The organism is Kluyvera sp. CHPC 1.251 (genome assembly GCF_036759945.1).
Classification (GTDB): Bacteria; Pseudomonadota; Gammaproteobacteria; order Enterobacterales; family Enterobacteriaceae; genus Kluyvera; species Kluyvera sichuanensis.
Window position 1 is genome coordinate 74,267 of record NZ_JAPKIC010000005.1, and the last position, 25,714, is coordinate 99,980.

Consider the following 25,714-nt stretch of genomic DNA (forward strand, 5'->3'; position numbering starts at 1 on the left):
AGATAAAACCCGCCGGGAAATGCAGCATGATTAGCTGCGCAGGCCGCGGCCGCGCTGAATGAGATACCAGCACAGCAGGTAAAACGCCGCGATGAATACCACCAGCACGCCAAACGTCGTGACCAGCGGGACATCGTTAATGCCGAGGAAGCCGTAGCGGAAGCCGCTGATCATGTAGACGATCGGGTTCAGGTGCGACAGCCCCTGCCAGAACGGCGGCAGCAGCGTTAGCGAATAGAACACCCCGCCAAGGTAGGTCAGCGGCGTCAGCACGAAGGTAGGGATCAGGCTGATGTCATCGAAGGTCTTGGCGAAAACCGCGTTAAGCAGGCCGGCAAGCGAGAACAGCACCGCGGTCAGGATCAGCGTCAGCGCCACGAACACCCACGAATGAACCTGGAACGGTACGAAGAACAGCGAAATCGCCGTCACCAGAACCCCCACGCACAGACCGCGCGCCACGCCGCCGCCGACAAACCCGGCGATGATGACGTGCGTTGGCACCGGAGCCACCAGCAACTCTTCAATATTGCGCTGGAACTTAGCGCTAAAGAACGACGAGGCCACGTTGGCATAAGCGTTGGTGATCACCGCCATCATGATCAGGCCCGGCACGATAAACTGCATATAGGTAAAGCCGTGCATTTCCCCGATACGGGAGCCGATCAGATTGCCGAAAATAATAAAGTACAGCGTCATGGTGATGACGGGCGGCACCAGCGTCTGGATCCAGATACGCATAAAGCGGTGGATCTCTTTCGCCCAGATGCTTTTCAGCGCAACCCAGTAAAGCTGCATCATGCGCGATCTCCTTGTTTTTCATGAACCAGCGACACAAACAGCTCTTCAAGGCGGTTCGCTTTGTTACGCATACTCAGTACCTGTATTCCCTGCGCACTCAACTGCGCAAAAACGCTGTTAATCCCCTGCTCACGCAGCACTTCCACTTCCAGCGTCGAGGTATCCACCAGCGTGTGCTTGTAACCTTCGAGCTTCGGCAGCGGGCTTTTCGGCGCCAGGTCGAGAATAAAGGTTTCAGACTTCAGCTTGGAGAGCAGCGCTTTCATCGAGGTGTTCTCTACCAGTTCACCACGCTGGATGATGCCGATATTGCGGCACAGCATTTCTGCCTCTTCCAGATAGTGGGTCGTCAGAATGATGGTGGTGCCTTTATCGTTAAGATCTTTGAGGAAGCCCCACATGGAACGGCGCAGCTCGATGTCTACACCCGCAGTCGGTTCGTCGAGGATCAGCAGTTTCGGTTCATGCATCAGCGCGCGGGCAATCATCAGGCGACGCTTCATCCCGCCGGAGAGCATCCGCGCACGTTCGTTGCGTTTTTCCCACAAATCGAGCTGCTTCAGGTATTTTTCGCTGCGGATGACCGCTTCTTTATGCTCAACGCCGTAGTAACCCGCCTGGTTCACCACGATTTGCTGCACGGTTTCAAACGGGTTGAAGTTGAACTCCTGCGGCACCAGCCCGAGCTGACGTTTGGCATTGACCACATCTTTTTGCAGGTCATAACCAAATACGCTCACCCGCCCGGAGGTTTTGTTCACCAGCGAACTGATAATCCCGATGGTGGTCGATTTACCCGCCCCGTTCGGCCCCAGAAGCGCGTAGAAATCACCGGCTTCGACTTGCAGATCGATCCCACGCAGCGCCTGTACGCCACCGGGATAGGTCTTTGTCAGTTGCTCTAATTCCAGTGCAATGGTCATAGATTCTCGCTTACCTTACATTCTGATACTTGATATTTAGTTTTAATAATTCAGGAGTTGCCCTATATTAGCCCAACGCACTTCACTTGGTTACAAGCCTCCATGAAAGACATTGATACACTCATCAGCAATAACGCACTATGGTCAAAAATGCTGAGAGAAGAGGATCCCGGCTTTTTTGCGACACTGTCGCAGGCGCAAAAACCCCGTTTTTTATGGATTGGATGTTCTGACAGCCGCGTCCCCGCCGAACGTCTGACCGGGCTTGAGCCTGGCGAACTGTTTGTCCACCGTAACGTCGCAAACCTGGTTATCCACACCGATCTCAACTGCCTTTCCGTGGTGCAGTATGCCGTTGATGTGCTGGAAGTTGAACACATTATTATTTGCGGGCACTACGGCTGCGGTGGCGTACAGGCGGCGGTGGAAAATCCTGAACTGGGGTTAATCGACAACTGGCTGCTGCACATTCGCGATATCTGGTTCAAACATAGTTCATTGCTGGGCGAGATGCCGCCGGAACGCCGCATGGATACGCTATGCGAGCTGAACGTCATGGAGCAGGTTTATAACCTGGGCCACTCAACGATTATGCAATCGGCATGGAAACGTGGGCAGAAGGTGATGATTCACGGTTGGGCGTACGGTATTCACGACGGCCTGCTGCGCGATCTTGATGTAACCGCTGTCAGTCGCGAAACCCTCGAGCAGCGTTACCGCCACGGAATTTCCAACCTCAAGTTAAAGCATATCAATCATAAGTAAGGGAAATCATCCCTTATAGCCCGGCCGAACGCAGTGACGCCGGGCGTGTCCCGGAGTCGGCGTTCCGCCTCGTCCGGGCTACCTGCAAACTTACTCGTCTAACAGCACCACTTTGCCAACGTATGGCAGATGGCGATAGCGCTGAGCATAGTCAATACCGTAACCCACCACGAATTCGTCCGGGATGGAGAAGCCGACAAACTCAACCGGCACTTCAACTTCGCGACGGGTTGGTTTATCCAGCAGCGTACAAATCGCCAGCGACTTAGGCTCACGCAGGCCCAGAATCTCACGCACTTTCGACAGGGTGTTGCCAGAGTCGATGATGTCTTCAACGATCAGCACGTCTTTACCGCGGATATCTTCATCGAGATCTTTGAGGATTTTCACGTCGCGGGTGGTGGACATACCGCTGCCATAGCTGGATGCCGTCATAAAATCGACTTCGTGCGGAACCTGTACTTCACGGCACAGGTCAGCCATGAACATGAACGAGCCGCGCAGCAGACCGACTAACACCATTTCGCTACCGCTGTCCTTATAACGCTCGTTAATCAGACGACCCAGTTCAGCGATACGCGCCTTGATCTCCGCTTCCGGGATCATCACTTCAACAATATGTTTCATAATCTATATATCTCACTGATTTTAATCAGTTAAATTCAATCTCACACTATGCAATTCAGTAAATATTGATACACCGATTGATATACGGATTATCGCACAAACCAGAAAAAATGCGAAAGCATGAGTACCGAGGAAAGGCGGCGAGTATACAGCATCGAGCAAAATAATAAAAAAAGCACCGCATGATGTCGGTGCTTTAATGGTTGTTTATCGTCTGGGGTTTTCCGGTTTACGCCACTGATAAGGTGGAGACTTCATGCGTTGGCGGTGCCGCTGTTTAGCCCCCAACACCATAGCTGTTTTTGTGCGGATTAATAGCCTATCTTGCCCGTTAAGTTTATGGCCCTGTAGTTCGGCCGCGACCATTATTGCTTTCTCTATTACTGCCCGATCCAGCATACGCCCCCCTCAGTTGATTGACTGGCTGCAACCTGTGAAAAGCTGCTCATTTACCGTCATAACTTCTTTCATATGCTCATACCATCCGGCAAAAATAGCTTCATCTGTACCGGGGTAAGCTGTCAGAAAGCACATAAGTATTTCGTCGGTGAGTTTGTCCTGCTGATCCCAGTCAACAATGAATTGTCTAAACAGAGCGTAAGCCTTAGCTGGGTCTCTGTTCTGCCACGTTTCGACAACGATCTCGAAAGGAGGAACGGTGTAAGTGACTTCAACTGGTAATGGCTCGTACTTCGTCGGTATCAATACCTCTCGGGTAAATACCTCACCTTCCGGCCAGAGTTGTGCATGAGTTGTCAAAGTTGATCCTCCACATAGATACCAGCTGAGATAATTGCACCGCCGATACGGCGCTTACCGTAACCCAACGGTACGGGATTCCCCTGGGCGGTTGTATTCGTAACGCCGCCAAATGCGTATGAGGCTTTATTATCAGCGCTTTGTTTACTTGCAAGCCCCGTAGCCTGAGGGGAAAGAAGTTGAGCTACCCCTCCTACAGTCATCGCAGTACCAGCAGCAAACATCATATTACTTGCGGCAATTCCAATACCAGGCATCCAGATCGAGGCAGCCACAATAACAGCACCTAAAATAGTTTGTAGCAACCCTGCCTTTTTACTTCCAATTACCACCGGCACGATATGAATCTCGCGTCCATTGTTCGGAAATTCCAGGTCATCTGCCCCAATGTTCTTTTTTCCGACATAAATCGCATATGTTAAACCGCGAGCCCTGCTTGTATTCATGTATTTTTCGAATCCGGGAATTGTTACGGCCAGAGCCCGAAAAGCCTCATGCGTAGTCCTTACAAGGCGCTGGTGAGTTCTACCGAAGGTTTTGCCGAGCGGGCCAAACATACGGATAGTCGCAAGTGTTTCATTATTAGCTGTATTCATCATTCTACTCCTGTCAGATACCGTTAAATGTCGCCAGCCGTTGCTTGTGGCTGTCGCTCATATCGAAAGCAAAATCCTCATGCTCAGCCTGGAAGGTACCGAACGCCATCAGCGCAGATACAGCCGGGTCTATCTTGTTGGAGGATTTCTTCTTGTTGGGCTTAATGTTGGCGTTAGCGTCGGACTCCATCACCACGTTACCAATCGCCCAGGCCAGAACTGGATCGCCACGGTGGCGCACCACTCTGCGGTTAACGAACACCTCAAAGGATTTCGCTACCGGACTGAATTTGAGATAGGTTTGCGGGAACGGCTCCACATCGAGGCCCGCCCCCTGTAGCTGGGTGCGCAGGTGCGTGGCGTTCCACGTATCAAAGCCCACCAGCCGGATATTGAAGGTTTCAGCGTCGCGCAGAATATCGTCACGGATGCGGTCATAGTCGATGCAGTCGCCGGGTGTGGTGCGTATCCATCCCGCTTTTACCCACTGGCGGTAGATGGCGCGGTTTTTGTTGGCGACGTTAAGCAGCTGCGCTTCCGGCAGATAATGACGGGTAAGGAGTCTGATCTCCCTGTCGAACGGGAACGCATAGCTTACGCTGGTGATGTCGCTGGTAGAGGACAGGTCAAACCCGGCATAACACTCCATTCCGGCCAGATCGACTTCGGTATAGTCGAGCGCACAGGCATCCCATGCACCGGCGCCCATCCACGGCGTGGAGCCCTGACACCAGATATTGAAACGTTTGGTCAGCATTTCGACCCACTGCGACGGTATGCCCCGCGCTTTCTGGATGGTGGACTCCAGTTTCGCCGCATCCACGGACACATGCAGATTAGGGTTAGCCTTGATCCACATTTCCGGCTGTTCAACCTCGCTTTCGTCGTCCAGCTCGTAGATCAGGACAAACAGTGAATCGTTGCTCTCTTCCCCGGCCAGAATCTGACAGCAGTAGTCATAATGCTGCTTACATGCTGAGACAACGTTACTCCCGGCGGTCGTGATGGCGAATAAAATCGCCTCCGGACGTGCGCCCATACCCAACTCAAGCGCGGAATAAACACCGTTATCCGGGTGAAGGTGGTATTCATCGACAATCGCCAGGCTGGGGTTAGTCCCCTCAATGGTGGCCGCTTTCGCCGCCAGCGGCTTTAACAGGCTATTGCTCTTCGGGAAAATTACCTTATGCGCCTGGATATTGACGCGCTTTTTCAGCGGTTTTGACAGCAGGCACATCTGGCGGGCATCGTCGAACACGATTCGGGCCTGATCCCGACTAACCGCCGCCGTGTAGATATCCTGCTGGCCCTTCTCCATCACCAGAAACCAGTTAGCCAGCATGGCAGCCACGGTGGATTTGGCGTTCTTACGCGGCACCTCAATAAATGCGCTGCTGTACTTCCGGCGGTCTGACTCCCTGTTCTTAAAGCCCAGCAGGTTAGCAAAGGCGAACTGTTGCCACGGCTCCAGCTCTATAGGCTGGCCGCGCAGCGGGCCTTTGACGTGTGGACAGAGCCGGGAGAAAGCAATAAACCGCTCCACGGTCGCCGTATCGAACTCATAACGGGGGTCATTCAGGTCTGAAAAGTACCTTTCAACGGCCTGTTTTACGCGCTTACAGGCCGGAATTTCACCGGATTTAATGGCGTTTGCGTAATCATTCCAGACGGTCAAGCTCGTCCTCCTCTTCCGTTTCTACCGGATTACGGCGGCGGCTTACAGGATCAAAGCCCAGCAGCGACGACATTTTAATCATGATTTTTTCAGCGTCGGCCTTTGCGCTAAGCGCCGGATTACGGCTCTCGCCGCCCTGGCTGTTAACAATGCTGAATCCGCGGCTGGCAAGGTCTTCTACGGCTTTGCGGTACATCGAATAGTTAACGCAAAAAAGCTCAAGGTTGTTCCAGTCGGCGGGAGTCAGATCCCCGCGTTCGGCCAGTTGCTTTGCCTTCGCCTTCCACTGCTGCGCGGCTAACTCATCAAGGTAAGCGGGCGGTTTTGGTGGTCTTGCCATAAAAATTTTTCGTTTCCATCGCGTTTTATTTTCAAAAAAATCACCGTGCGTAAAAATTTGAGGGGGCAGGCGGTGCCTTGCAGCAGGGGGTTTGTCTTTAAAACCTCCCCCACCCCGCCCATGCCGCCTGTCATCGGTTGCGGAAGCATTCCATAAGCTCCCGGTCACGCTGGCTCATGCGCTTTGCTACGGGCTTCGTGTGCGCTCTCTGTCTGGCTGGTTGCCATGCCTCGCGCTGCTTTATCAGCCCACTAATCAGCCGCTGCTGTTCCTGCTCAGTCATTGTCAGCCTCATGCATCCAGTCATTGCGATGGGCTGCACGATCTTCCTGCTCACGATACAGCCCTGCTTTTCGCTTCGCTTTGGTGGTTGGGTCTTGCTGTGTGGTCTTCTGGTTATGATGCGCCTGGCATAACGGCTGATGATTCCACTCAGGCCAGAACAGAACATCATCACCGCCGTTGATAGGGATGATGTGATCGACAATCTTTGCAGGAACGTAGAGGCCCAGCTTCTGACACTCAACGCACAGCGGATAGCGCTTAAGGTACTGAGCGCGGTACTTCTCCCATGAGGCTGAATAACCACGGGCGCGTCGGTGGCCGCGTCTGGCATCCTCTGCCCGCCACGCTTCCCGCTTATGCTCGTCACACTTGCCAGACTTCACCCGTTTATTGCATCCCGGCTCTGTGCACCGGCGTAGTGGTTGCCACGGCATCAGTACACCCCCACATCTCGGTAGACAGACCACAACGCAGAGACAGCCATCGGTATCTCTTTGGCGTCGGTGTCACCGATCATCGTGCGGTACTCGTACAACTGAGAAACGTACATCAGACAGCCGATCTTGATAGCAGGGGTGAACTCCAGACCGTTATCAAATCGCTTGCCGATATGCTTCTGGCAGACCTCCAGCGCAGCTTCGATGTACGCCTGTATCAGCGTATCTTCGTAATCACCATCAATACGGCAATGCAGCTTTGCTTCTTCCAGACCGATTAACTCACTCATTGAAAATGCCTCCCTTGCACAGCAACTCAAGCCGGGTGTGATCCACATCAGGAATGACGGCCACGATGCCGTAAACCTGCCCCCGGACGTTTGGCGAGCGATACAGAATGCGGTTTGCGGTGGTGATATCGTCGCGGTAGCGCGTCCAGATTCGCACAGTGGCTTCGGAGTAAAGCGCCCCGGAAGACATGCGCTCACGCCCACTGATAGCACGAATTTCAGCCCAGACGGTGGCAAGGTCAGACCATACGTAGATAACCTGCCCCATCTGATCCCGATGAGATTCGGACTTCTGGAAGGTGATGCGGCGCTTCATCTTTCCGGCTCTCATTCATCACCTTCCTTGTTGTCCTTGCTGATCTTCACTTCCTGCTTCCATGCCTGGCTAAATTCGTCACCACCTTCACGCGGCGGCATCCCCTCACGTTCACGGGCTTCGTTCGGGTTCATGATCCCGTTCTTAATGCCGCGCTCATAAGTGGCGTAGCGTTCGGTTGGCGTGGCGCGGAGAAGGTCAGCGGAGTCAAACTCCACCTGATAGCGGGTTCCCGGAACCGGAGAGGCCACCAGCAGCGCAGATTTGATTTGTTGTTCGAAGTTCGCCAGCCACGGACGCATCGTCATGGTGAGAAATGCGCGGCTCGCTTCGCTGAAGTTGCTGTAGGTGCTGTTGCTGTATTCCTGGAGGAAAATAGGCGACACGTTGAACATGCGGGCAATATCTTCAATAGTGAAGCGACGGGAGGCCAGCCACTCGGCATCCTGATTACTCATGCCAAGCTGCTTATAGTCCATCCCACCTTCAAGGATCGGCACTTTCCCTGCATTTTTAGCGCCTTTGTAGCGATCCAGCGCATCCATAGCCTGCTTGCCCTTCACGCTGTCGAGATACTCTGATGTGGTTATGACTCCCGCCGCCATCATGCCATCTTTCATAATGCTGGCACCGTGGCGCTGTTGGGCCAGACCTAACCCCAGCGCCTCACGGCAGATGGATATCGGGGAGCGCCCCAGAAAGCCATCATCGGTGGAGTAACGCAGGTGCAGAATCTCTTCCTGCAGGTAGGTGCGCACAGCCCCGGTAAACGGCTCGGTAACGGTATATTTGTACTTATGCTGGCCGATACGCTCAGGTACAACCGCCCCGGGTGCATATGGATGCAAGGATTGCGGCTGGCCGTCGCGGCCCCACTGGATCACCGCATAGGCGTTACCGTTCAGCAGACAATGGCGCATCATTGTGCGTTTAAACTGGTAAGGGGTCTGGCAGTCGTTCGGCTGCTCGTTCAGGAGAAAATCTACCGGATGATTGCTCAGCCATTCCCGCGCCTCGCGCCCGTTATCGTTGCGCACGCGGTAGAGGTAGCAGGGCATTGTTGCCACCGCCTCACTGATAACTGACACGGCGTTCATGACCGCCGGCAGAGATTCCGCAGTACCCGCAGACACGTACTCGCCTGATCCGGTATTTGGAATCCCTGCCATCGCCAGAAACTCATCAATGGTCATGCTGCGCTGCTCAGAGGATTCAGACTTACGGCCAAACGGCCAGATATTCCACATATCAGAGCCCCGCTAATTCAGCCCAGCGGCGGCGGTTATCGCCAGCGCGGCGCAGTTCAGGATGTTGGGAGAAAAGCGAACGATGCGCGATTTCCACGCCAGACTCAGGATAAGCAGGCATAGAAGTAACTGTGATTTCCCGTAGTTCGGCAGCGGTCACGGTGCGTAGGTATGGAGACTGGCCGATATCCCACGCCTCTTTCAGCGCCCGGAAACCAAAGCTCATGCCGGAGATATCCCCGCGCTCCACCAGCTCCAGCACATCGTTGCCAAGCTGGGTATTCGGCGGGGTCAGCTCGAAGCGCAGCCCGGTATCGTCTTCGGACAGCACCAGCGTGCCGGATTTGGTGCGGCCCAGCAGTTGGGTATAGTTATGCTCGTACAGCGCACGCACATCGCTACCGGATGCCAGGCTGTCTTTAAACGCTCCCGGCGCAAACTGCTCGCGGAACTCGTCCCAGATAATTTCTGAGAGACTGTTCCAGCGCACGGCATAGCCCACCAGCTTTTTGTTGCTGGCGCTCACTTCGGAAGTACGGATTTCAAAATCGATAGTTTTCATTACTGGACTCCACAGAGGGCAAAAAGGGGCCGAAGCCCCTTAAACGTCAAATCAGGAACCGGAGCCGGAAAGCTCAAGCACCTTGATGGCGTTGGAGTCCACCACGCCGCCACCCAGGTATTTATCGGTATGCACCTTGTAGAAACCCGGTTCGGTGATGTTGTCAGGACGGGTACGCACGCCAGTGGTGTGATCCACGATGAAATAGCCGCGCTTGAAGTCGCCAACCGCGAGGAACGCTTTACCCGCCTCCGCATCCGGCATGGTTTCCAGATACTGAACAGGACGGCCCAGCAGCGTATCGGGAGAACCGGCAACCAGCCGATCGCGCCAGATGTAATCCCCGTTGCCGTTTTTCAGCTTTTGCAGTTTGGCGGCGGTGTTGGAGTTCATCACCCATACGGCGTTTTTGCGGTATTTGGCTTTCAGCTTATACAGCAGGTCAATCAGACCATCAGAAGAAACGTCAGCGGCTTCCATCTTCTCCAGCGTGCCGAACGGACGGGTTTTATCGGCAGTGGCCGCGCGAGGGTAAGACAGGAAGCCTTTGGATTTTTTATCACCGTCGCCGTTCACAAAGTCGCTTTCTTCGGTAGCGGTGAAGGTGTCAGCGATTTCAGAAGACAGCCAGCCCAGAATATCCACCTCGGAGAAGTCGAGAATCTCCTGGGTGGTTTTCGGGTAGGCGTAGATCGGGTTGAGTTTGATATCAACACGCTCCATCTTCGGCGTGCTGGTTTCGGTACGTGCTTCACCTTCTGTACCGCGATTAACGGTAGTGCCGCCCACAGATACCAGCTTCTGGTATTCGTTGGTTTTAGTGGTCTTCACCGTTGCGATGGAGCGCATCACGCTATCATCCTGCAACTGGCGCATAATCTCTTTGTCCAGCTCAGGGATAACGGTATAGCCGCCATCAGCCTGCACCAGCGTGGAGAGAGAACGGGTATCACCTGTCATGATGTAGTGGCGCAGCTCGTCGTTGCTTACTGGCTCACCTTCAACGGAAGTACCAGGCAGATTGCGCTGATCGTCGGCGACGGCTTCTAGACGGGTGATTTCAACTTCGAGCGCATCAGCCTGGGCGCGTAGTTCGTCGAACTTTTTGCCCTCTTCTTCGTTCAGGCTGCGCTTTTCGGTGTCAGCTTTGTCCAGCAAGGAACGCATCTGGGTTTTGAGTGCGGCTTTCTGCTGGCGTAATTCGAGTAATTTCTTCATGGAGTGGTTTCCGTAACAATTAACGTTGAGACGTGAAACCAGCGCTTGGAGGGAAGGCCGTTAAATCTTTTTCTGCATCCCACAGACTGTACTCGCTACAGCTTGATTTAACGGCCAGTGGCGGCTCACGTCTGAGTGCCACTCTTCAAGATATACATAATAATCAATGAGTAAACACCTCTATGTTGTCGCAAACAGCAGCGAAAACAGGAGAACAAATAATTTACAAAAGCAGGAATAAACCATATTGTTTTGAGGTTTACTTTTTACTCTGGACGAGGGATTAACATGTCTGACCACAACATCATGCAGGCTCTTTTTAACCAGCAGCGCATTCAGATAATGCATATCGGAAAGCATCACGATGAGTTCAGCAATGCTTACCTGTATGCTTGGGAGTCTGGAGTTTATCCAGCTCTCCATGATACGGACGGTAGCATCCCGCAAAAACCCCATGAACCCTTTGCTGATTTTTTCACTACCTCAAAGGAAAAAACACTTTTTCTTGCCAAGCGACTTGATGATGCATGGATAAAAAAAGAAAGGCTCACCTTCTACGCGCTAGAGGATGAACTTCAGGTTCGATACAAGCCTGAATGGGAACGAGGTGATCTCTTAGGAATTTGCCGATATTTTTACCTCGACCGTCGTTTCGATCAGAAGTTCTGGGAGACGCTGATTACTAACGGAGAATGCCCCTCAGAAGCCCACGGCATTATTGATGTATTCGAACGGGGAGAAGATATTTATTTCATGTAGTCTTGACGGCCTGGAGAAACCAGGCCTTTTTTTGCTAAGCAGGATGATTATTCTTTATCCAGCCCCCACTGATAGAAAGCCCAGCTTGCTGTTGATTGTGCGCTATGGATAGCGTTCTCAAGGCCAGAGGTTGGGTACGACAAATCAGCCGCCATCCTCTGTAGAAGATCGAGGTAAGCGCTGGCGTCTTTCGACAACTCTTGCCCCCCTTCTTCCAGCCCAGACTGGTACGCTTCCAGATCAAGCTTTTCAGAAGTGACAAAAGCGCTCAGTGCCAGAAAATCCGTCACCGTAATCTCATCTTTATTTGAAAGCTCATCAACGGCGCTGTAGAGAAACTTAAGATCGCTCATATGCCCGTTATCTTTGCCAATCAGTTTCATTAATGACCTCTTTATTTTTCACGTATATATACAAAACTATGTTGGTTCAGTTAGTTCAGTTGGTTCAATTTGTAAAGATGATTGTTTTATAAGGATTATTTTCCGTTAATTGAACCAACAATGCCCCGATTTGAACCAACATTGGATATTTTCATGTTGGTTCAGTCCATGAGGTTCTAAAATGTTGGTTCAAACTGCCCGTTTGTTGGTTCAAAACTGCTATTTGTTGGTTCAGTGTTGGTTCATTTTTTTGACATTAAACCCATATAAAACAGCCATATGAACATAACCAATAGACACTGAACCAACTGAACCAACTTTAATAACCCTCACATGTGTAATTTATTCTTCTCCATCTTCCGCAACCTGGTGAAGCACATAAACGTTGATTTGACGCCCATCAATACGCGGGGATTTCTGCTGGTATCCACGCCCGCTGGACGGCTCAGAAAGCAAGCCAGCAGCGGCAAGCACGCGGGCAAACTGCCTGGCGTTAAAGCCCTGAGCTATCTCCTTCTCAAACGTTGCGGGGAACGTATAGAACACCAGCGGCGCATCATCATGGCTGCTTTTGCGCTTTCGATACCCTGCCAGATCGCGAATCGGCATACTGGACGGATCATAGGGCAACGGTGCAAAGCGGCTTAAACCGTAGGCATTCAGGAACGCCTCGCACTGCTCGATGATCTGCTGGTGCTCCTTGTTACCCGTGCCGAACTCTTTCACCCAGGCGTTAAAGCTATGCTGGATAGCGTCACGGCTGGCCTGTTCACTCCATCCGGTGATTGATGCACCAGTTACCAGCGCGGCTTCGAGGATTGCAAAGCGTTCGGCCACGCGGTGTACCTGCTCACCGTAATCCGCCGGGATGAGGCCGCGCCAGCGCGTTTGCGCGTCACGTACCGCCTGTTTAGCCTCCTGCTGGTGGTTTGCCAGCCATTTAACCCACTCACGCCCCGCTGCGCCATGGTTATCAATCCAGGCTTCTTTCAGTGCGTCAGCATGAGCCTTGCCGTTTGGCAGGCCGTTAAAGGCCGTCGATTTCTCCATAGGGATGTTGAGCAAGCGCACCAGTTGGCCCGCTTTAACTTTCAGCCCACCAGCAGCCAGGAAGGTTTCAATATCCATTTCCCCGGTGCTGATCGCCACAGTGCGCCAGCGTTTAAGCTCCCGATTGCCGCCCTCTTTGGCTCCCTGCAATTTTCCGGCACCGTTAAACAGGGTGTAAGCAGAGGTGGCAACATCTTTGGCACTACTGCCCTGTCCTACCTCATCAAGCGGTAATAGGCTATCGTTATGCGCCTCCGCTTCATTTGCTATGCCAAGCGCAGTACCGTACCAGGTAAGCCGCAACGCATCAGGCTCACCCCAGAGACTGCTAGCAATATTGGCGGTGGTGGTCTTACCGGCACTCGACTGTTCGAACAAATGGACACCGAAACCATCAGCACCCACAAGGCCGATAAGCGGCGCGGATAATGCCGCGGCCACGCCCAGCATCATAGAAGGATTGCCCCCGGCCAGACGGGCGACGGAATCCCGCCAGGTGGCAGCAGTACCAGCAATGGCATACCCGGAAGATGCAGCGCTGCGACCGTTAAAGAGAATGGGTGTCTCTGGATCACCAATCACTTCACCATCAGGCATGATATATGCCCCATGATGCCAGCCAGTGGTATGGCTTATGATCCATTCGCGCCCTGAACCACATTGCTGCAACCAGTCGGCCAGAATCGCCCTGAAGGTGCTTTTAGTGGTCACATTCACTCCACCAGCTTTAAGTGAGCGCCAGCCGTCACGCTCACCGATATCAGCACAGGGGATCGCCCTAGTAATATCTTCGTGGCCACGCGGCGAACGCCAGCGCAAAACAAGATAGCGATCGGCACCGTCACTACCGGAGCCGACCACCTCGAGAGGCGAGCACAACCACGTTTCGTTATTGATTATTTCTCCGCTGTCCTTATCCACCTTTGGCGTGATCCAGTACAGGCCATCGTTACGGCTCTCTACGCGGGGTTTCAGTTCATCACCCGGTTCAGGCTTTGGCTCCCTTTTTTTCACAGGCAGATTTACCACAATACTTTCCCCACGCTCGGCCTCTTCCCTTAGCCGTGGAAGTACATCCGTCCAGTTCTCTTTTGGCTGGGGCTCAAACATACCGTTAAACAAACGTGCCTCTTTCACATCAGACAGTGCCAGTTTGGTAGCAATGATACTCACCTGAGTTTCTGAAAGCTCACCAGCTCTAATCACGCGGACGCAACGACGCCCCTGATCGATGATATTCAGCCTTTCAAGCTCCTCCAGCTGTTTTTTACCCAGATATACTGGCGGCACATCATCCCCCGCCCTTTTCCCCTCGCTCTCGATCCAGTGCTGCGCGTGTGAATAAGCATCATCACCCGCAAAAATAATCGCCTCAGTAAACTTGTCCTTTGGCAGACACTTAATGTTTGGAGCGTTTTTCATCTTCATCAGTGCAGCACCTTATTGGAAAGATCCGCTTCCAAATCTTCATGCAGGTATTCAAGGTGGCAGCTTTTCACTATCTGCAACCCCATTTCGCTAATATCGCCATCGTCGGTAAAGCAGGTCAGCAGAATATCGCGCAGCCTTGTTAATCCCTGATCACGGCCAAACTCTTTAGCACAACCGAAAACCATTGTTTTCGCCAACACGTTATAAGTGGCTACTGGTTCAAGCGTGAAGCGATAACGGGCCATATACTTATCGCTCTCCACCAGCAAGGTTGCCGAACCGGTTTCCGCTATCTGGTGAGCAATAACGGTTTCAGTGAGCTTACTGAACAATGATCCCAGCACTTCAAAAATATCGGTCATTGTGGGATACCTCCGCTCATCTGGAATTTACCGATCAGGGGATGGAACCAGTACGCAGAGCCATATTTACGCTTAGCACTGCGCAGCACCAACCGTGCCGCTTCCCTGAACTTTTCATCAGGCGCAACGAACCCGCCAGATTTCAGCTTAACCAGCATCACCCCTGTGTTTTTCGCCAGCTCCTCAGCCTTTTTGGTTGAGATTCCGTATTCAGCGGCCAGCGTTGCTACTGGCGTCATACCCGGAGGGATTTCTCCACCCTGACTATCGGTGAGTGACTTAACCTGTGCCTCAAGGTGCAAAACCTTTTCAACCAGCAGATCAACGCGGTTAGCCAGCTCGTTAAACTTCACATTGCTGATCATGGTTTTGCCTCCAGAGTTTCAGGGTCTGAAAAAGTAGAAATATCCAGTGAGTTTGCCAGTTCGTCAGAAAGGCGCTGAGCCAGGTGCGTTAAACTCATTACATGGATACGCTCCGCCTCCCCCTTGATAGTTGAAAGGTAAGCAGCACATGACAGAAGCGCGGCAACCTCTTGCGGCAGTAACAGCAAATCTTTTTTGCTGCGGTAGGTGTAAAAGTTATCCATTGAGCCCCCCCGTTGAATTCTGCTCGACCATGCTTGCCGCCAGTTGATCCGATACTCGTCTAGCCAGGCTGATAAGATTTTCACGCCCAACGGAATCAATTTCGCACTCTTCAACAACCATTAGCAAAACAGCCAGTTCGCAAGCCATTGAAGCGCTTTTATTTGCTAACTCACGCATGACGTACCTCCATGAGCTGAAAGGCATGTAATGGGAGGCGAGCTGCAAAAATGAGGTTTACCCCCGGCATAGTGTCGCGGGCCTCCTGCTCACTGGATGCGTTGACGTAGATCACCAATGGTTTGGCGGTAGGGTAGCGCTCAGAAGCGGAGAGAAATCTCCATGTAAATTCAGGGCGAGTTTGGGTATGCTGTTTATCAGCCATAACTGTTACTCCAATTAACGGTTTGGTAAGAGGCCCTGTCAGTGTTCGAGCACTACAGGGCTTCGTCATATTTAGCAGTTGCAAAACCATTTTGGTTACGTTGTAATTACAACCACCAGCCGATAATATGGATTTTGTAATTACAATGTCAAGCACTAAAACCAAAACTGACCAGTACCAGATCCGTCTCCAGCATGAGTTACGCGCACAACTTGAAGCTGAAATGAAAAAAGACGGAGACTCTTCTCTTGCCACTTGGATAAAGCGAGTTTTGCGGAAAGAGCTACAATCACGCGGCATCGAACCAAAAGGCTGATACCAAATATTTGAGTTTCCCCAGGGTTGGGGAGATGTACCGAGTTGCATTTGTGCAACTCTAAATGAGGTGCGCAAAATCAATGTACCCGCTACCGGCTCACACTCCCCCCATTGGGGGAAGTATTGGGTATGCTGCAATGCAGTACCCCCAACACTGAGAATACAACCGACTATCTTTGAGCTAACCAGACTCAAATTTGAGCTTTGCTTGGATATCAGTATGTTGTGATTTAACTGCGCCGTTGGCGCGGTTCCCGATGCACTAAAAATTGCATTGCCCGACCTTTGACCACCAGCAACTGGCCTGGTATGCTGTTTCTGCTTAAGTTTTTGGTAGTGACATTGGCAGCTCTGCAAAGCTGCCTTTGTTTTATTTCTCACCAGAAGTACCTCCCCCGAAGTTAAGCGGTAACTGACTCAGGTTTTTAACCAGATATTCCGCTCTCTCCAGTAGCACTAAATCATCCTGACGTTTTCTCAGTCGAAGACCTGCATCACTCGAATCCTCATCGGAGAACTGACGAGCGGAAGCAACAATATGCTGAAGTTCATTGATGGTATGGGCCAGATAACCGCCCTTCTGGCGATCCAGCTCTTCCATGTAGTCATATACTGCCGCCTGAAGTTCATAGCTGTAGCTCATAGCCATTAGGCAGGCTTCGCGCTTAGGGAACTGATAGCAAGGCAGATATCTTCCTGTACTGTCTTTGTACTGAGCGAAAAATTTCGCTGAGTGCTCCCCACCTAAAACCTTCGGAGTTTTCTTGAGAAAATCCTTGTGTTGCAGTACCCGGTATTCTTTACACGGGAAAGCCAACCCCTCCGCTTCGGACTTTGCTTTCCGATCAGCATTGATGTATTCAACCATTTGCAAGCTGCTCATCGTTGGTACTGAATTATCAATCAGGCTGTTTTCAGAGTGATCGAATCCCTGCCCCACGCGGGCATTTAATTTTTTCATCGTTGATTACCTGTAGTTAATTATGCTGATTTGCGGCTGTACGGATTATTGACGTTTTCCACGGCAGGAGGGTTCCGAACCCACCAGAGCACATCCGAAAGAAGCCAAGCGCAGCTATTGCGGCCAAAGTGGCAGCGGGGAGGAAAGCGGCCCTCTTGCTCCATCTTCCAACGGCTGGAACGGGAAAGACTGGTCATTTCACTGCACTCATCTTCACGAATACGGCGATCGAACTTGAATCCGTACTCTTCCAGAAGGCTGCGGCGTTGCTCAGGATTTGGCGGGGTAAAGATGATATTTGGCATGTTGCCTCCACTGTTTCTGCGTTTTGTGGAGGCTATTGTTACGTCTAGAAAAATGCTCTGCTGGAATTTTCCGGAAAATTACTGGATTTTCCAGTTATGATTTTCCTTCAATGAAGGGAATATCAACCATACTTAACCAAGCTTGCACAGTCCTGCCATTGGGAGCCTTTATTCCTTTTGCTTTAAAAAGCTCACTTATTTCACTATCAGGATTATCAAAGTATTTTCTTGGATTTTCAGCAACATCAGAATCGTACATTGTGTATAAAAGTGACTTGATAAATTGCGCACGGCTATTTATTGTTTTGGTCGATAATTTATCTTCATGTCTCACCAATAATTCACCATTGGGCTTAACATTGATATTATCGATATGTTCATCCGATCTATCAGGCAATCTCTTCCCTGCATAATTTATAATTTTTTCGATGTCAGCACCTAATATATACATATCTTCCGGTTGTATGTTTAATAATTGTTCAACACCCCACTCCGAACCGGGAAAATCTAGAATTGCAAGAAATGGTCTGTCAGTACCAGTCAAGACCACCATACCTTCACAGGGAATTTGTGTAAATGGTTGACCAAAATCAGAACAACGCAACATACCCCACAGGCCACTGATAAAAGCAGGAATTCTAAACTCATATTCATAATCCTCTGCATGTTCCATTGGTTCATCAACAGTCACAAACTCAGAGTATTTTCCGCGAGAAGACCATTCTGCTTCAATATCATAAACGGTTTCTTCATCTTTTTTGAAGACATGAACCATTGCCTTTGTTGATGAAGGTACTTTAATACAAATAGTTACCGTACCAATCTCACCAAAATGTAGTAAGTCGCCAATCTCACAGCCAATTAACTTTGATGCTCGCTCTAAAGTACAATATTCTGGTATTGGAATATTCATGACGCCACCCTCAACGCCCCTAAATAACTTGCGAGCCAGACGGGTAGGGTTTCCCGCTTTTCGGTTGGCCGACCTAGACCCGCAATATCAGTTTAATCTCTATTCATTACAGGTAACAGAACCACATTTTGATGATTACCCGCAAGAAGTTCTAATCGGTCATACCACTTATTCAAAGCGTCCAGCTTCTCAGGCAAGTACAGACTACGGTTATAAATCGCCATAACGCCTGGCAAGGCATGACCCAGCAACAGCTCGACTATATGCGGTGCTATACCCATATTGTTCAGCCCTGTGGAGAACGTGCGGCGTAAATCATGCAATGTCCACGGCTCGTTATGGTGAAAATCTTTAAAAAGCCTGCGTCCTTTCAATGATACAGCCTGACGGGTACGATCTTCTCCCAGTAACAAGCCTGTTTTCCCTGTCTCGCGCTTTAACTCTTCCAGCCACGGCCGTATAGCTTCTGGTATCGATCTCACGATTTTCTCGCGAGTTTTGCTGTGCTCTTTCGGTACTGTCCAAATCCACGAGGTAAAATCCCATTCTGACCATCGGGAAAGGCGAACCTCCATCGTTCGCGCACCAAAGAGCACCAACATTTTGAGAAGCCGTGAATAATACGGCTGCTGATCCTCGCTGTCAGTGCAGCGCCATACATCAGCCAGTTCGCTATCTGACAAAACGCGGTCACGTTGGCCGGATGGCTGGCCTACATCCTGAATGGTGAGAAAGACCAAGGCATCACTGGCAGCATAGCGGCGAACTTTGCAGAAACGTAACGCCTGTTTGGAAATCTGAAACATGCGACCGGCGGTCATGGGCTTAGTCTGGTTTATTTCATCAAAACAGGCCACCCAATGGCGGGTTTCACATCTGGAGAGTGGATAACGACCAAGGCGCGGGTAAATATGCTTGCGTAGCTGTGCCCTTACCAGTTCTTCATCGCTACGCTTTCTCCTAGCATAATTCACCAGCCAGTATTCAAGAGCATCCTGTACTGTCACAGGTTTAAGCGTTTCTTCTGTGCTCAGTTCAAGCTCTGTTTTTGGATCAAGTCCACCAGCCAGCCACTGGCGACACTTTTCCCGCTTTTCTCTCGCAGCTTTTAGCGACAAATCAGGGTAACGGCCAAGCGTTAGACGTTCGAGTTTGCTCCCCCTTCCACCCAACCGGTACGAGAATACCCAACTTAGTTGACCCTGTTTTGATGCCCTGACGCTTAAACCTTCACCATCAGCATACATTTCTGGCGCATCACGGCTGGCCCCCTGGAGTGCCTTGAGCTTTTTATCACTTAGCTTGTTAGTGCCCGCCATAGCCCGCCCCGCCTGAATTCGTGATTGAGATTGATACACCGATTGATACACCGTTCGTTGCTACAGTCGAAAAAACCGCATAAACACACAAACAAAAACAAGCGTATCTTACTGATAATAAAACTCAAAATAGAGAATTCACGAAATCATATAAAAGCATGAAAACATGAAGTTTTTTGCTTCAACAGTATGTTTCATTTAACTAACCACATGATTTTAAATGTAAATCACTCAACCCGTTAACCCAGAGCCGCGAGGTTGATCAGCAAGCGTGAAAGTATACCAGCAAAACGATTGACGCGGCTAATTCGATAATAAAGCTCAATTTGTGATTTCGATCACACTTGTTAAATCCTATAATGAAATGAAAGCAATAATTAACAAACAAACGGACACTTTTCTATGGCTGAAACAAATCATCAACGTCCAGGGCTGCTCGGGAGGCTAACCGCCCTCTTTGCGGCGTTCTGCGGCTTGTATCTACTGATTGGCGGCGTATGGCTGGTCGCGATTGGGGGTTCCTGGTACTACCCTATCGCTGGCCTGGTGATGCTGGGCATTACGGCACAACTCTGGCGCGCGAAGCGTTCAGCGCTGTGGCTTTACGCCGTGCTGCTGCTGGCAACCATGGTATGGGGCGTGTGGGAAGTCGGCTTCGACTTCTGGGCACTGACGCCGCGCAGCGACGTGCTGGTTATCTTCGGTGTCTGGTTGATTTTGCCGTTTGTCTGGCGCCGTCTGGTGGTGCCATCAAGCGGAGCCGTTGCGGCGCTGCTCGTCGCGCTGATTATCAGCGCCGGCATCCTCACCTGGGCCGGTTTCCACGACCCGCAGGAGGTTAACGGCACGCTGAGCACAGACGCTACACCGGCGGAACCAATCTCTCAGGTTGCAGATCAAGACTGGCCAGCCTATGGACGCAACCAGGAAGGCCAGCGCTTCTCGCCGTTGAAGCAGATTAATGCCGACAACGTGCATAACCTGAAGGAAGCCTGGGTATTCCGCACCGGCGACCTGAAGCAGCCAAACGATCCGGGTGAAATCACCAACGAAGTCACGCCGATCAAGATTGGCAATATGCTCTACCTCTGTACCGCTCACCAGCGCGTGTTTGCCCTGGATGCAGCGACCGGTAAAGAGAAATGGCACTTTGACCCACAGCTCGGCACTGACCCTAGCTTCCAGCACGTGACCTGCCGTGGCGTCTCTTACCATGAAGCGACCGCCGCAAACGCGTCACCTGACGTGGTTGCCGACTGTCCGCGCCGCATTATCCTGCCGGTAAACGATGGCCGTATCTTCGCCCTCAACGCCGACACCGGTAAGCTGTGCGAGAGCTTTGCCAACAAAGGTATTCTCAATCTGCAAACCGACATGCCAGTCACCACGCCGGGCATGTACGAACCAACTTCACCACCGATTATCACTGACAAAGTGATCGTGATTGCCGGTGCGGTCACCGATAACTTCTCTACCCGTGAGCCGTCTGGCGTGATTCGCGGCTTTGACGTTAACAGCGGCAAACTGCTGTGGGCGTTTGACCCGGGTGCGAAAGATCCAAATGCTATCCCGCCAGCGGGTTCGCACTATACCTTCAACTCGCCAAACTCCTGGGCGCCAGCGGCCTATGATGCGAAGTTGGATCTGGTCTATCTGCCGATGGGCGTAACCACACCGGATATCTGGGGTGGCAACCGTACGCCAGAGCAGGAACGCTACGCGAGCTCAATTGTGGCGCTGAATGCCACCACCGGTAAGCTTGCCTGGAGCTACCAGACCGTTCACCACGATCTGTGGGATATGGATATGCCGTCCCAGCCGACGCTGGCAGATATCAGCGTTGACGGTAAGACGGTGCCGGTCATCTACGCGCCTGCGAAAACCGGTAACATCTTCGTGCTCGACCGCCGTAACGGTGAGCTGGTTGTACCGGCCCCGGAAAAACCGGTTCCTCAGGGTGCAGCCAAAGGCGACTACGTCACCAAAACCCAGCCGTTCTCCGATCTGAGCTTCCGTCCGAAGAAAGATCTGACCGGTGCGGACATGTGGGGCGCCACCATGTTCGACCAACTGGTGTGCCGCGTGATGTTCCACAAACTGCGCTATGAAGGCATCTTCACCCCGCCGTCCGAGCAGGGCACGCTGGTGTTCCCAGGTAACCTGGGGATGTTCGAATGGGGTGGTATCTCCGTTGACCCTAACCGCCAGGTGGCGATTGCTAACCCGATGGCGCTGCCGTTCGTGTCGAAGCTGATCCCACGCGGTCCTGGCAACCCGATGGAGCCGCCGAAAGACGCGAAGTCGAGCGGTACCGAGTCTGGTATTCAGCCACAGTACGGCGTGCCGTTTGGCGTGACGCTGAACGCGTTCCTGTCACCGTTTGGCCTGCCGTGCAAACAGCCAGCCTGGGGTTATATCTCGGCGCTGGATCTGAAAACTAACGAAGTAGTGTGGAAAAAACGTCTGGGTACGCCGCAGGATAGCCTGCCGTTCCCATTGCCGGTTCCGCTGCCGTTCAATATGGGTATGCCGATGCTGGGTGGCCCAATCTCCACGGCCGGTAACGTGCTGTTTATCGCGGCAACTGCCGATAACTACCTGCGTGCTTACAACATGAGCAACGGTGAGAAACTGTGGCAGGGTCGTCTGCCAGCAGGCGGTCAGGCGACGCCGATGACCTATGAGGTGAATGGCAAGCAGTACGTGGTCATTTCCGCAGGCGGTCACGGATCGTTTGGCACGAAGATGGGTGATTATATCGTCGCCTATGCGTTACCTGACGACACGAAGTAAGCGTTAGCGCCATATCCGGCCTACAGGAATGTAGGCCGGATAAGGCATTTATGCCGCCATCCGGCCTACATTTCAGTCACTTATCAAACTTAATCGACAACAGCGAAGCCCTGGCCACATCCTTATACTGCCCTTCCAAATCCTTTGTCATGTTAAACGCAGCCTGCACGGCCTTATCGTTTTCTGACGTCACCAGCAGCATATTCAGAATGTCAGTATCCGGTGCCTGAGAGCGGAAGGTAATCAACCACGCCTTGTGCCCATCCACCGTAACGGCTTCCGCTTTCGGCTTGAAGTTATTCAGCATTTTCAGCGTCGCATCCTTTGCCACGTCGAGCTTGTCTGCGGGCAGCGCATGGCGGCCGTTGCTGATACCTAAGGACGCTTTACCGCGTTCGTCGCCATAGATCACCTGCGGGCGGTTTTCAGAAGGGTATTTGATTTTCGCCATGTCATCAGACATTGGCGTAAGCGTCTGCGGGATCTCGATGCTCAGCTTTAATGCAGGAATGTCTTTACGTTCCATCTTTATGTCAGCGTGCGCCGATACCGCCACCAGCATGACAAAAGAGGCTGCCAGAGCCTTACCAAAGATAGCCATTCTTACCTCATGATTAATCGTTAACCACAGGAGTATAGCGAGAAGTTGGCTGAATGATATGGCGGAAATCTGTATCTACGCCAGAGAGTTACCGGATAGCGGGGACGCTATCCGGTGGCAGGTTAAACGGTAAAGCCAAGCATCATGCCGGTATCTTCATGTTCCAGCAGGTGGCAGTGCGCCATGTAGGCCTGCTCTTTCGGGGCGCTATGGTCAAACTTCACCAGCACCTCGCTGACGCCGCCTTCAACGCGAACCGTATCCTTCCAACCTGCACGGTGCGCCGCCGGGGCCTGACCGTTCTCACGCAGTATGCGGAACTGGGTGCCGTGAATGTGGAACGGGTGCAGCATCATGTCGCCCTCGCCGGAAATGATCCAGCGCTCATACTGCCCTTTGGCCGCGGCAAACATCGGCACGTTCATATCGAACGCTTTGCCGTTGATGCGGTTAGCGTTGTGGAAATCAAACCCGCCGTCGCCGTGGTGCATATTGCCCATTCCGCCGTGATCCATTTTCATACCGCCGTGGCCCATCATGCTGCCGTGATCCATGCCGCCCATCGCCTGATTGCCATACTTCTGCATCAACGCCTGCATGCCCATCATGTCCAGCATCGGGTCCATTGAGAGCTGGAGCTTACGCTCGGTCAGCCCATCAAGCGACGGTAGTGCAGGCATTGCTACGAGAGTATCCGGCAGCGTTGCCGATCCCGGAATCCCGATAGGCTGCACGTGCAGTACCGGCACCGCCTTATCGAACGGCGCGACGGCCATGCCCATCTGCGTCACCGGGAGAGTCAGGAGATCGAATGGTTTACCGTCGCGAGCATCCACCAGCACTTCAAAGCGTTCGCCCATCAGCATCGGCAGTTCACTCACTTTCACCGGCTCGGCCAACAACCCGCCGTCGCTGGCAACGACATACATCGGGCGCTTATCGCTGGTCGCGATAGTCAGCGAACGTGCGTTACAGCCGTTCAACAGACGCAGGCGCAGCCAGCCTCTTGGCGGCGTATGCTGCGGGTAGGTCACACCGTTAGTCAGTAGCGTATCGCCAAACCAGCCCACCGCGGCACTCATCACGTCCAGCTGGTAGTCAATCTCACCGGCGGCGGTAAATCTTTTGTCCTGCATAATCACCGGCACATCGTCGATGCCCCACTGCTTAGGCAGCATCAGCTTCTGGCTATCTTCGTCTTCGATAAGCACGAGGCCGGCCAGCCCCATCGCCACCTGTCGGCCGGTTTTGCCGTGCTGATGTGGATGGAACCAGCAGGTCGCCGCGCGCTGGGTTGGCGTGAAGGTCACGGTTCGACTGCCGCCCGGTTGGATAACCCCCTGAGGGCCGCCGTCAACCTCACCCGGCACTTCCAGACCGTGCCAGTGCACGGTGGTCGCTTCCGGCAGGGTATTGTTAATTTTTACCGTAATAGGTTTGCCCTGCTGCAGCTGAATAGCTGGCCCTAACAGGCTGCCGTTGTAGCCCCAGGTTGTCGCTGATTTTCCAGCAAACGACGTCTTTCCGGCCTGAACGGTCAGCAAGATCTGATTATTGGCGTCGGCGGCAAGCAAGGGAGGAATGGGAAGCATGGTGCGCTCAGCGGCGAATACCGCACGGCTCCACAGAGGCAAGGCGCTGGCAACGCCGATAGCGGCGCTGAGTTTGATAAAATCACGACGATGCATCGTTACATCCTTTTCGGCTTCTGGTGATTAATTGAGCTTAAACCCTACCCCTGCGGGAAGGTCAAGCAGAAAGCTTTAAGAAAGCCTCCCGCCGCTTCTGGAAGTATGTTAACGTTGAATATCGACGATGTAAGGTAGAAGAAATGAAGACGTTTTTCCGAACGGTACTGCTTGGATCGCTGCTGGCGATGTCCAGTTCCAGTTATGCTTTAAGCGAGTCTGAAGCAGAAGATATGGCCGATCTCACGGCGGTATTTGTCTTCCTGAAAAACGACTGTGGTTACCAGAATCTGCCGAACACGCAAATTCGTCGCGCATTGGTCTTTTTTGCCCAGCAAAATCAGTGGGATCTCAGCAACTACGATACCTTTAACATGAAAGCGCTGGGTGAAGACAGCTACCGCGATCTCAGCGGCATCGGCATTCCTACCTCGAAGAAGTGTAAAGCGCTGGCTCGCGACTCGTTGAGCCTACTGGCCTACGTCAAATAATGCGCGTCGCGGAGCCCGCAGGCTCCGCATCCGTTAGCGCTGCTTCATAAACTCACGGTAGGCGGCAACGACCTGCAAAAAGTCCTCAACGCCGCACAGTGACAAGCTCTCTTCATCGTAGTAGCTCATCCCCTCTTCCATCTCATCGCCGGAAATCTCCAGCTGATTAGCGCGAACCATCACTTCTTCGCCGTCCAGCCACAGGGTGTATTCATGCCCCGCGCGCTGCCATGAGCGTTCGCTGCCTTTGACGGTACGTGCAGCCTGTTCGACTTCGTCCAGTAGCGAGAGGTTATCTTTGACCTCTTCATTAAACCAGTGACCGACCACTTCGTGGCCCATCGACATACGTACTTTTACCCCTCCGGTAACGTCACGCAGAAATTCATAATCCATAATCTGTTCCTCTACAAAGGCAATGCGTCACCGCTGCATTGTACCTATAGGTAATTATCGCAGTCCTAAGGAATAAAAAAAGCGTAGCGGCGGGAGGAATAGAAAATAAAAAAGGCGAGAGTTCAAACTCT

Annotated in this window: 33 protein-coding genes; 4 read left to right on the top strand and 29 right to left on the bottom strand. The window is 52.2% G+C overall.

Features of this window, described 5'->3' with window-relative positions; genetic code table 11:
- Nucleotides 1-30: 30 nt before the first annotated feature.
- Entirely contained in the window at nucleotides 31-801 is a 771-nt protein-coding gene (locus V6940_RS11535) for an ABC transporter permease (RefSeq protein WP_333495954.1), read from the bottom strand.
- Nucleotides 798-1,724 (bottom strand): ABC transporter ATP-binding protein, encoded by a 927-nt coding sequence (locus tag V6940_RS11540; RefSeq protein ID WP_185669250.1) that lies wholly within the window; start codon nucleotides 1,722-1,724, stop codon nucleotides 798-800. Before V6940_RS11540 ends, V6940_RS11535 begins: the two co-directional genes overlap by 4 nt.
- A 102-nt stretch (nucleotides 1,725-1,826) precedes the next feature.
- Between V6940_RS11540 and can the strand changes: the two genes are divergently transcribed.
- On the top strand, nucleotides 1,827-2,489 hold the full coding sequence (gene can, locus V6940_RS11545; protein ID WP_106925477.1) for a carbonate dehydratase: 663 nt from the start codon (nucleotides 1,827-1,829) through the stop codon (nucleotides 2,487-2,489).
- 90 nt (nucleotides 2,490-2,579) lie between these two features.
- On the opposite strand, the gene hpt is transcribed toward can, so the two are convergent.
- The 13 genes from hpt to V6940_RS11615 form a co-directional block, all read right to left on the bottom strand.
- Entirely contained in the window at nucleotides 2,580-3,116 is a 537-nt protein-coding gene (hpt, locus tag V6940_RS11550) for a hypoxanthine phosphoribosyltransferase (RefSeq protein WP_333495955.1), read from the bottom strand.
- Between the two features lie 207 nt (nucleotides 3,117-3,323).
- Nucleotides 3,324-3,515: a hypothetical protein gene (locus V6940_RS11555; protein WP_045341218.1), complete on the bottom strand. Its 192-nt coding sequence runs from the start codon at nucleotides 3,513-3,515 to the stop codon at nucleotides 3,324-3,326.
- A gap of 9 nt (nucleotides 3,516-3,524) precedes the next feature.
- Entirely contained in the window at nucleotides 3,525-3,875 is a 351-nt protein-coding gene (locus V6940_RS11560) for a hypothetical protein (RefSeq protein ID WP_103142694.1), read from the bottom strand.
- Entirely contained in the window at nucleotides 3,872-4,471 is a 600-nt protein-coding gene (locus V6940_RS11565; protein WP_333496125.1) for a tail assembly protein, read from the bottom strand. Before V6940_RS11565 ends, V6940_RS11560 begins: the two co-directional genes overlap by 4 nt.
- Nucleotides 4,472-4,484: 13 nt before the next feature.
- Complete coding sequence (locus tag V6940_RS11570; RefSeq protein ID WP_251995702.1) at nucleotides 4,485-6,146, bottom strand: terminase large subunit; 1,662 nt, start codon at nucleotides 6,144-6,146, stop codon at nucleotides 4,485-4,487.
- Nucleotides 6,130-6,486, bottom strand: coding sequence for a phage terminase small subunit P27 family (locus V6940_RS11575; protein ID WP_000113647.1), 357 nt, complete (start codon nucleotides 6,484-6,486; stop codon nucleotides 6,130-6,132). The genes V6940_RS11570 and V6940_RS11575 overlap by 17 nt, the downstream gene beginning before the upstream one ends.
- Nucleotides 6,444-6,635, bottom strand: a complete 192-nt coding sequence (locus tag V6940_RS11580) for a hypothetical protein (protein ID WP_014072016.1) — start codon at nucleotides 6,633-6,635, stop codon at nucleotides 6,444-6,446. The genes V6940_RS11575 and V6940_RS11580 overlap by 43 nt, the downstream gene beginning before the upstream one ends.
- A gap of 126 nt (nucleotides 6,636-6,761) precedes the next feature.
- Complete coding sequence (locus tag V6940_RS11590; protein ID WP_014072018.1) at nucleotides 6,762-7,205, bottom strand: HNH endonuclease signature motif containing protein; 444 nt, start codon at nucleotides 7,203-7,205, stop codon at nucleotides 6,762-6,764.
- Nucleotides 7,205-7,498 (bottom strand): head-tail connector protein, encoded by a 294-nt coding sequence (locus V6940_RS11595; protein WP_333495956.1) that lies wholly within the window; start codon nucleotides 7,496-7,498, stop codon nucleotides 7,205-7,207. Before V6940_RS11595 ends, V6940_RS11590 begins: the two co-directional genes overlap by 1 nt.
- The gene (locus tag V6940_RS11600) at nucleotides 7,491-7,829 is read right to left on the bottom strand and encodes a phage head closure protein (RefSeq protein ID WP_014072019.1); all 339 of its coding nucleotides are present in this window, start codon (nucleotides 7,827-7,829) and stop codon (nucleotides 7,491-7,493) included. The genes V6940_RS11595 and V6940_RS11600 overlap by 8 nt, the downstream gene beginning before the upstream one ends.
- Complete coding sequence (locus tag V6940_RS11605) at nucleotides 7,826-9,061, bottom strand: phage portal protein (protein ID WP_333495957.1); 1,236 nt, start codon at nucleotides 9,059-9,061, stop codon at nucleotides 7,826-7,828. The genes V6940_RS11600 and V6940_RS11605 overlap by 4 nt, the downstream gene beginning before the upstream one ends.
- 1 nt (nucleotide 9,062) lies before the next feature.
- Complete coding sequence (locus V6940_RS11610; protein ID WP_000848270.1) at nucleotides 9,063-9,623, bottom strand: HK97 family phage prohead protease; 561 nt, start codon at nucleotides 9,621-9,623, stop codon at nucleotides 9,063-9,065.
- 51 nt (nucleotides 9,624-9,674) lie between these two features.
- The gene (locus V6940_RS11615; protein WP_333495958.1) at nucleotides 9,675-10,841 is read right to left on the bottom strand and encodes a phage major capsid protein; all 1,167 of its coding nucleotides are present in this window, start codon (nucleotides 10,839-10,841) and stop codon (nucleotides 9,675-9,677) included.
- 288 nt (nucleotides 10,842-11,129) lie between these two features.
- Between V6940_RS11615 and V6940_RS11620 the strand changes: the two genes are divergently transcribed.
- Nucleotides 11,130-11,600 carry a hypothetical protein gene (locus tag V6940_RS11620; RefSeq protein WP_039671529.1) on the top strand — a complete coding sequence of 157 codons (471 nt, stop codon included), beginning with the start codon at nucleotides 11,130-11,132 and terminating at the stop codon, nucleotides 11,598-11,600.
- A 47-nt stretch (nucleotides 11,601-11,647) separates the two neighbouring features.
- Here V6940_RS11620 and V6940_RS11625 read toward each other — a convergent pair whose 3' ends face one another.
- The 11 genes from V6940_RS11625 to V6940_RS11675 form a co-directional block, all read right to left on the bottom strand.
- Nucleotides 11,648-11,983, bottom strand: a complete 336-nt coding sequence (locus tag V6940_RS11625; RefSeq protein ID WP_023309421.1) for a hypothetical protein — start codon at nucleotides 11,981-11,983, stop codon at nucleotides 11,648-11,650.
- A 342-nt stretch (nucleotides 11,984-12,325) separates the two neighbouring features.
- The gene (locus V6940_RS11630; RefSeq protein WP_071284467.1) at nucleotides 12,326-14,461 is read right to left on the bottom strand and encodes a DUF927 domain-containing protein; all 2,136 of its coding nucleotides are present in this window, start codon (nucleotides 14,459-14,461) and stop codon (nucleotides 12,326-12,328) included.
- Nucleotides 14,461-14,826, bottom strand: coding sequence for a hypothetical protein (locus V6940_RS11635; protein WP_045340734.1), 366 nt, complete (start codon nucleotides 14,824-14,826; stop codon nucleotides 14,461-14,463). Before V6940_RS11635 ends, V6940_RS11630 begins: the two co-directional genes overlap by 1 nt.
- Nucleotides 14,823-15,191 (bottom strand): hypothetical protein, encoded by a 369-nt coding sequence (locus V6940_RS11640; protein ID WP_071284465.1) that lies wholly within the window; start codon nucleotides 15,189-15,191, stop codon nucleotides 14,823-14,825. Before V6940_RS11640 ends, V6940_RS11635 begins: the two co-directional genes overlap by 4 nt.
- Nucleotides 15,188-15,415 (bottom strand): aminotransferase, encoded by a 228-nt coding sequence (locus tag V6940_RS11645; RefSeq protein WP_333495959.1) that lies wholly within the window; start codon nucleotides 15,413-15,415, stop codon nucleotides 15,188-15,190. Before V6940_RS11645 ends, V6940_RS11640 begins: the two co-directional genes overlap by 4 nt.
- Entirely contained in the window at nucleotides 15,408-15,593 is a 186-nt protein-coding gene (locus V6940_RS11650; protein ID WP_078309651.1) for a hypothetical protein, read from the bottom strand. Before V6940_RS11650 ends, V6940_RS11645 begins: the two co-directional genes overlap by 8 nt.
- Nucleotides 15,586-15,888, bottom strand: coding sequence for a host cell division inhibitor Icd-like protein (locus tag V6940_RS11655; RefSeq protein WP_333495960.1), 303 nt, complete (start codon nucleotides 15,886-15,888; stop codon nucleotides 15,586-15,588). The genes V6940_RS11650 and V6940_RS11655 overlap by 8 nt, the downstream gene beginning before the upstream one ends.
- 598 nt (nucleotides 15,889-16,486) lie before the next feature.
- Nucleotides 16,487-17,077: a Rha family transcriptional regulator gene (locus V6940_RS11660; RefSeq protein WP_045340732.1), complete on the bottom strand. Its 591-nt coding sequence runs from the start codon at nucleotides 17,075-17,077 to the stop codon at nucleotides 16,487-16,489.
- Between the two features lie 20 nt (nucleotides 17,078-17,097).
- Nucleotides 17,098-17,382, bottom strand: a complete 285-nt coding sequence (locus tag V6940_RS11665) for a helix-turn-helix transcriptional regulator (RefSeq protein ID WP_045340731.1) — start codon at nucleotides 17,380-17,382, stop codon at nucleotides 17,098-17,100.
- Nucleotides 17,383-17,476: 94 nt separating this feature from the next.
- A complete protein-coding gene (locus tag V6940_RS11670; protein ID WP_127348256.1) occupies nucleotides 17,477-18,295 on the bottom strand; it encodes a hypothetical protein in 819 nt (272 codons plus the stop codon).
- Nucleotides 18,296-18,387: 92 nt separating this feature from the next.
- Nucleotides 18,388-19,614, bottom strand: a complete 1,227-nt coding sequence (locus V6940_RS11675; protein ID WP_045340728.1) for a tyrosine-type recombinase/integrase — start codon at nucleotides 19,612-19,614, stop codon at nucleotides 18,388-18,390.
- A gap of 402 nt (nucleotides 19,615-20,016) precedes the next feature.
- Between V6940_RS11675 and V6940_RS11680 the strand changes: the two genes are divergently transcribed.
- The gene (locus tag V6940_RS11680; protein ID WP_333495961.1) at nucleotides 20,017-22,407 is read left to right on the top strand and encodes a glucose/quinate/shikimate family membrane-bound PQQ-dependent dehydrogenase; all 2,391 of its coding nucleotides are present in this window, start codon (nucleotides 20,017-20,019) and stop codon (nucleotides 22,405-22,407) included.
- 76 nt (nucleotides 22,408-22,483) lie between these two features.
- On the opposite strand, the gene V6940_RS11685 is transcribed toward V6940_RS11680, so the two are convergent.
- Nucleotides 22,484-23,008 (bottom strand): hypothetical protein, encoded by a 525-nt coding sequence (locus V6940_RS11685; protein WP_333495962.1) that lies wholly within the window; start codon nucleotides 23,006-23,008, stop codon nucleotides 22,484-22,486.
- Between the two features lie 122 nt (nucleotides 23,009-23,130).
- The gene (cueO, locus tag V6940_RS11690; RefSeq protein WP_333495963.1) at nucleotides 23,131-24,696 is read right to left on the bottom strand and encodes a multicopper oxidase CueO; all 1,566 of its coding nucleotides are present in this window, start codon (nucleotides 24,694-24,696) and stop codon (nucleotides 23,131-23,133) included.
- Between the two features lie 143 nt (nucleotides 24,697-24,839).
- Here cueO and V6940_RS11695 point away from each other — a divergent pair, with 143 nt between their 5' ends.
- A complete protein-coding gene (locus V6940_RS11695) occupies nucleotides 24,840-25,187 on the top strand; it encodes a YacC family pilotin-like protein (protein ID WP_035891920.1) in 348 nt (115 codons plus the stop codon).
- A 33-nt stretch (nucleotides 25,188-25,220) separates the two neighbouring features.
- On the opposite strand, the gene yacL is transcribed toward V6940_RS11695, so the two are convergent.
- Nucleotides 25,221-25,583 (bottom strand): protein YacL, encoded by a 363-nt coding sequence (gene yacL, locus V6940_RS11700; RefSeq protein ID WP_185669254.1) that lies wholly within the window; start codon nucleotides 25,581-25,583, stop codon nucleotides 25,221-25,223.
- Between the last annotated feature and the right edge of the window lie 131 nt (nucleotides 25,584-25,714).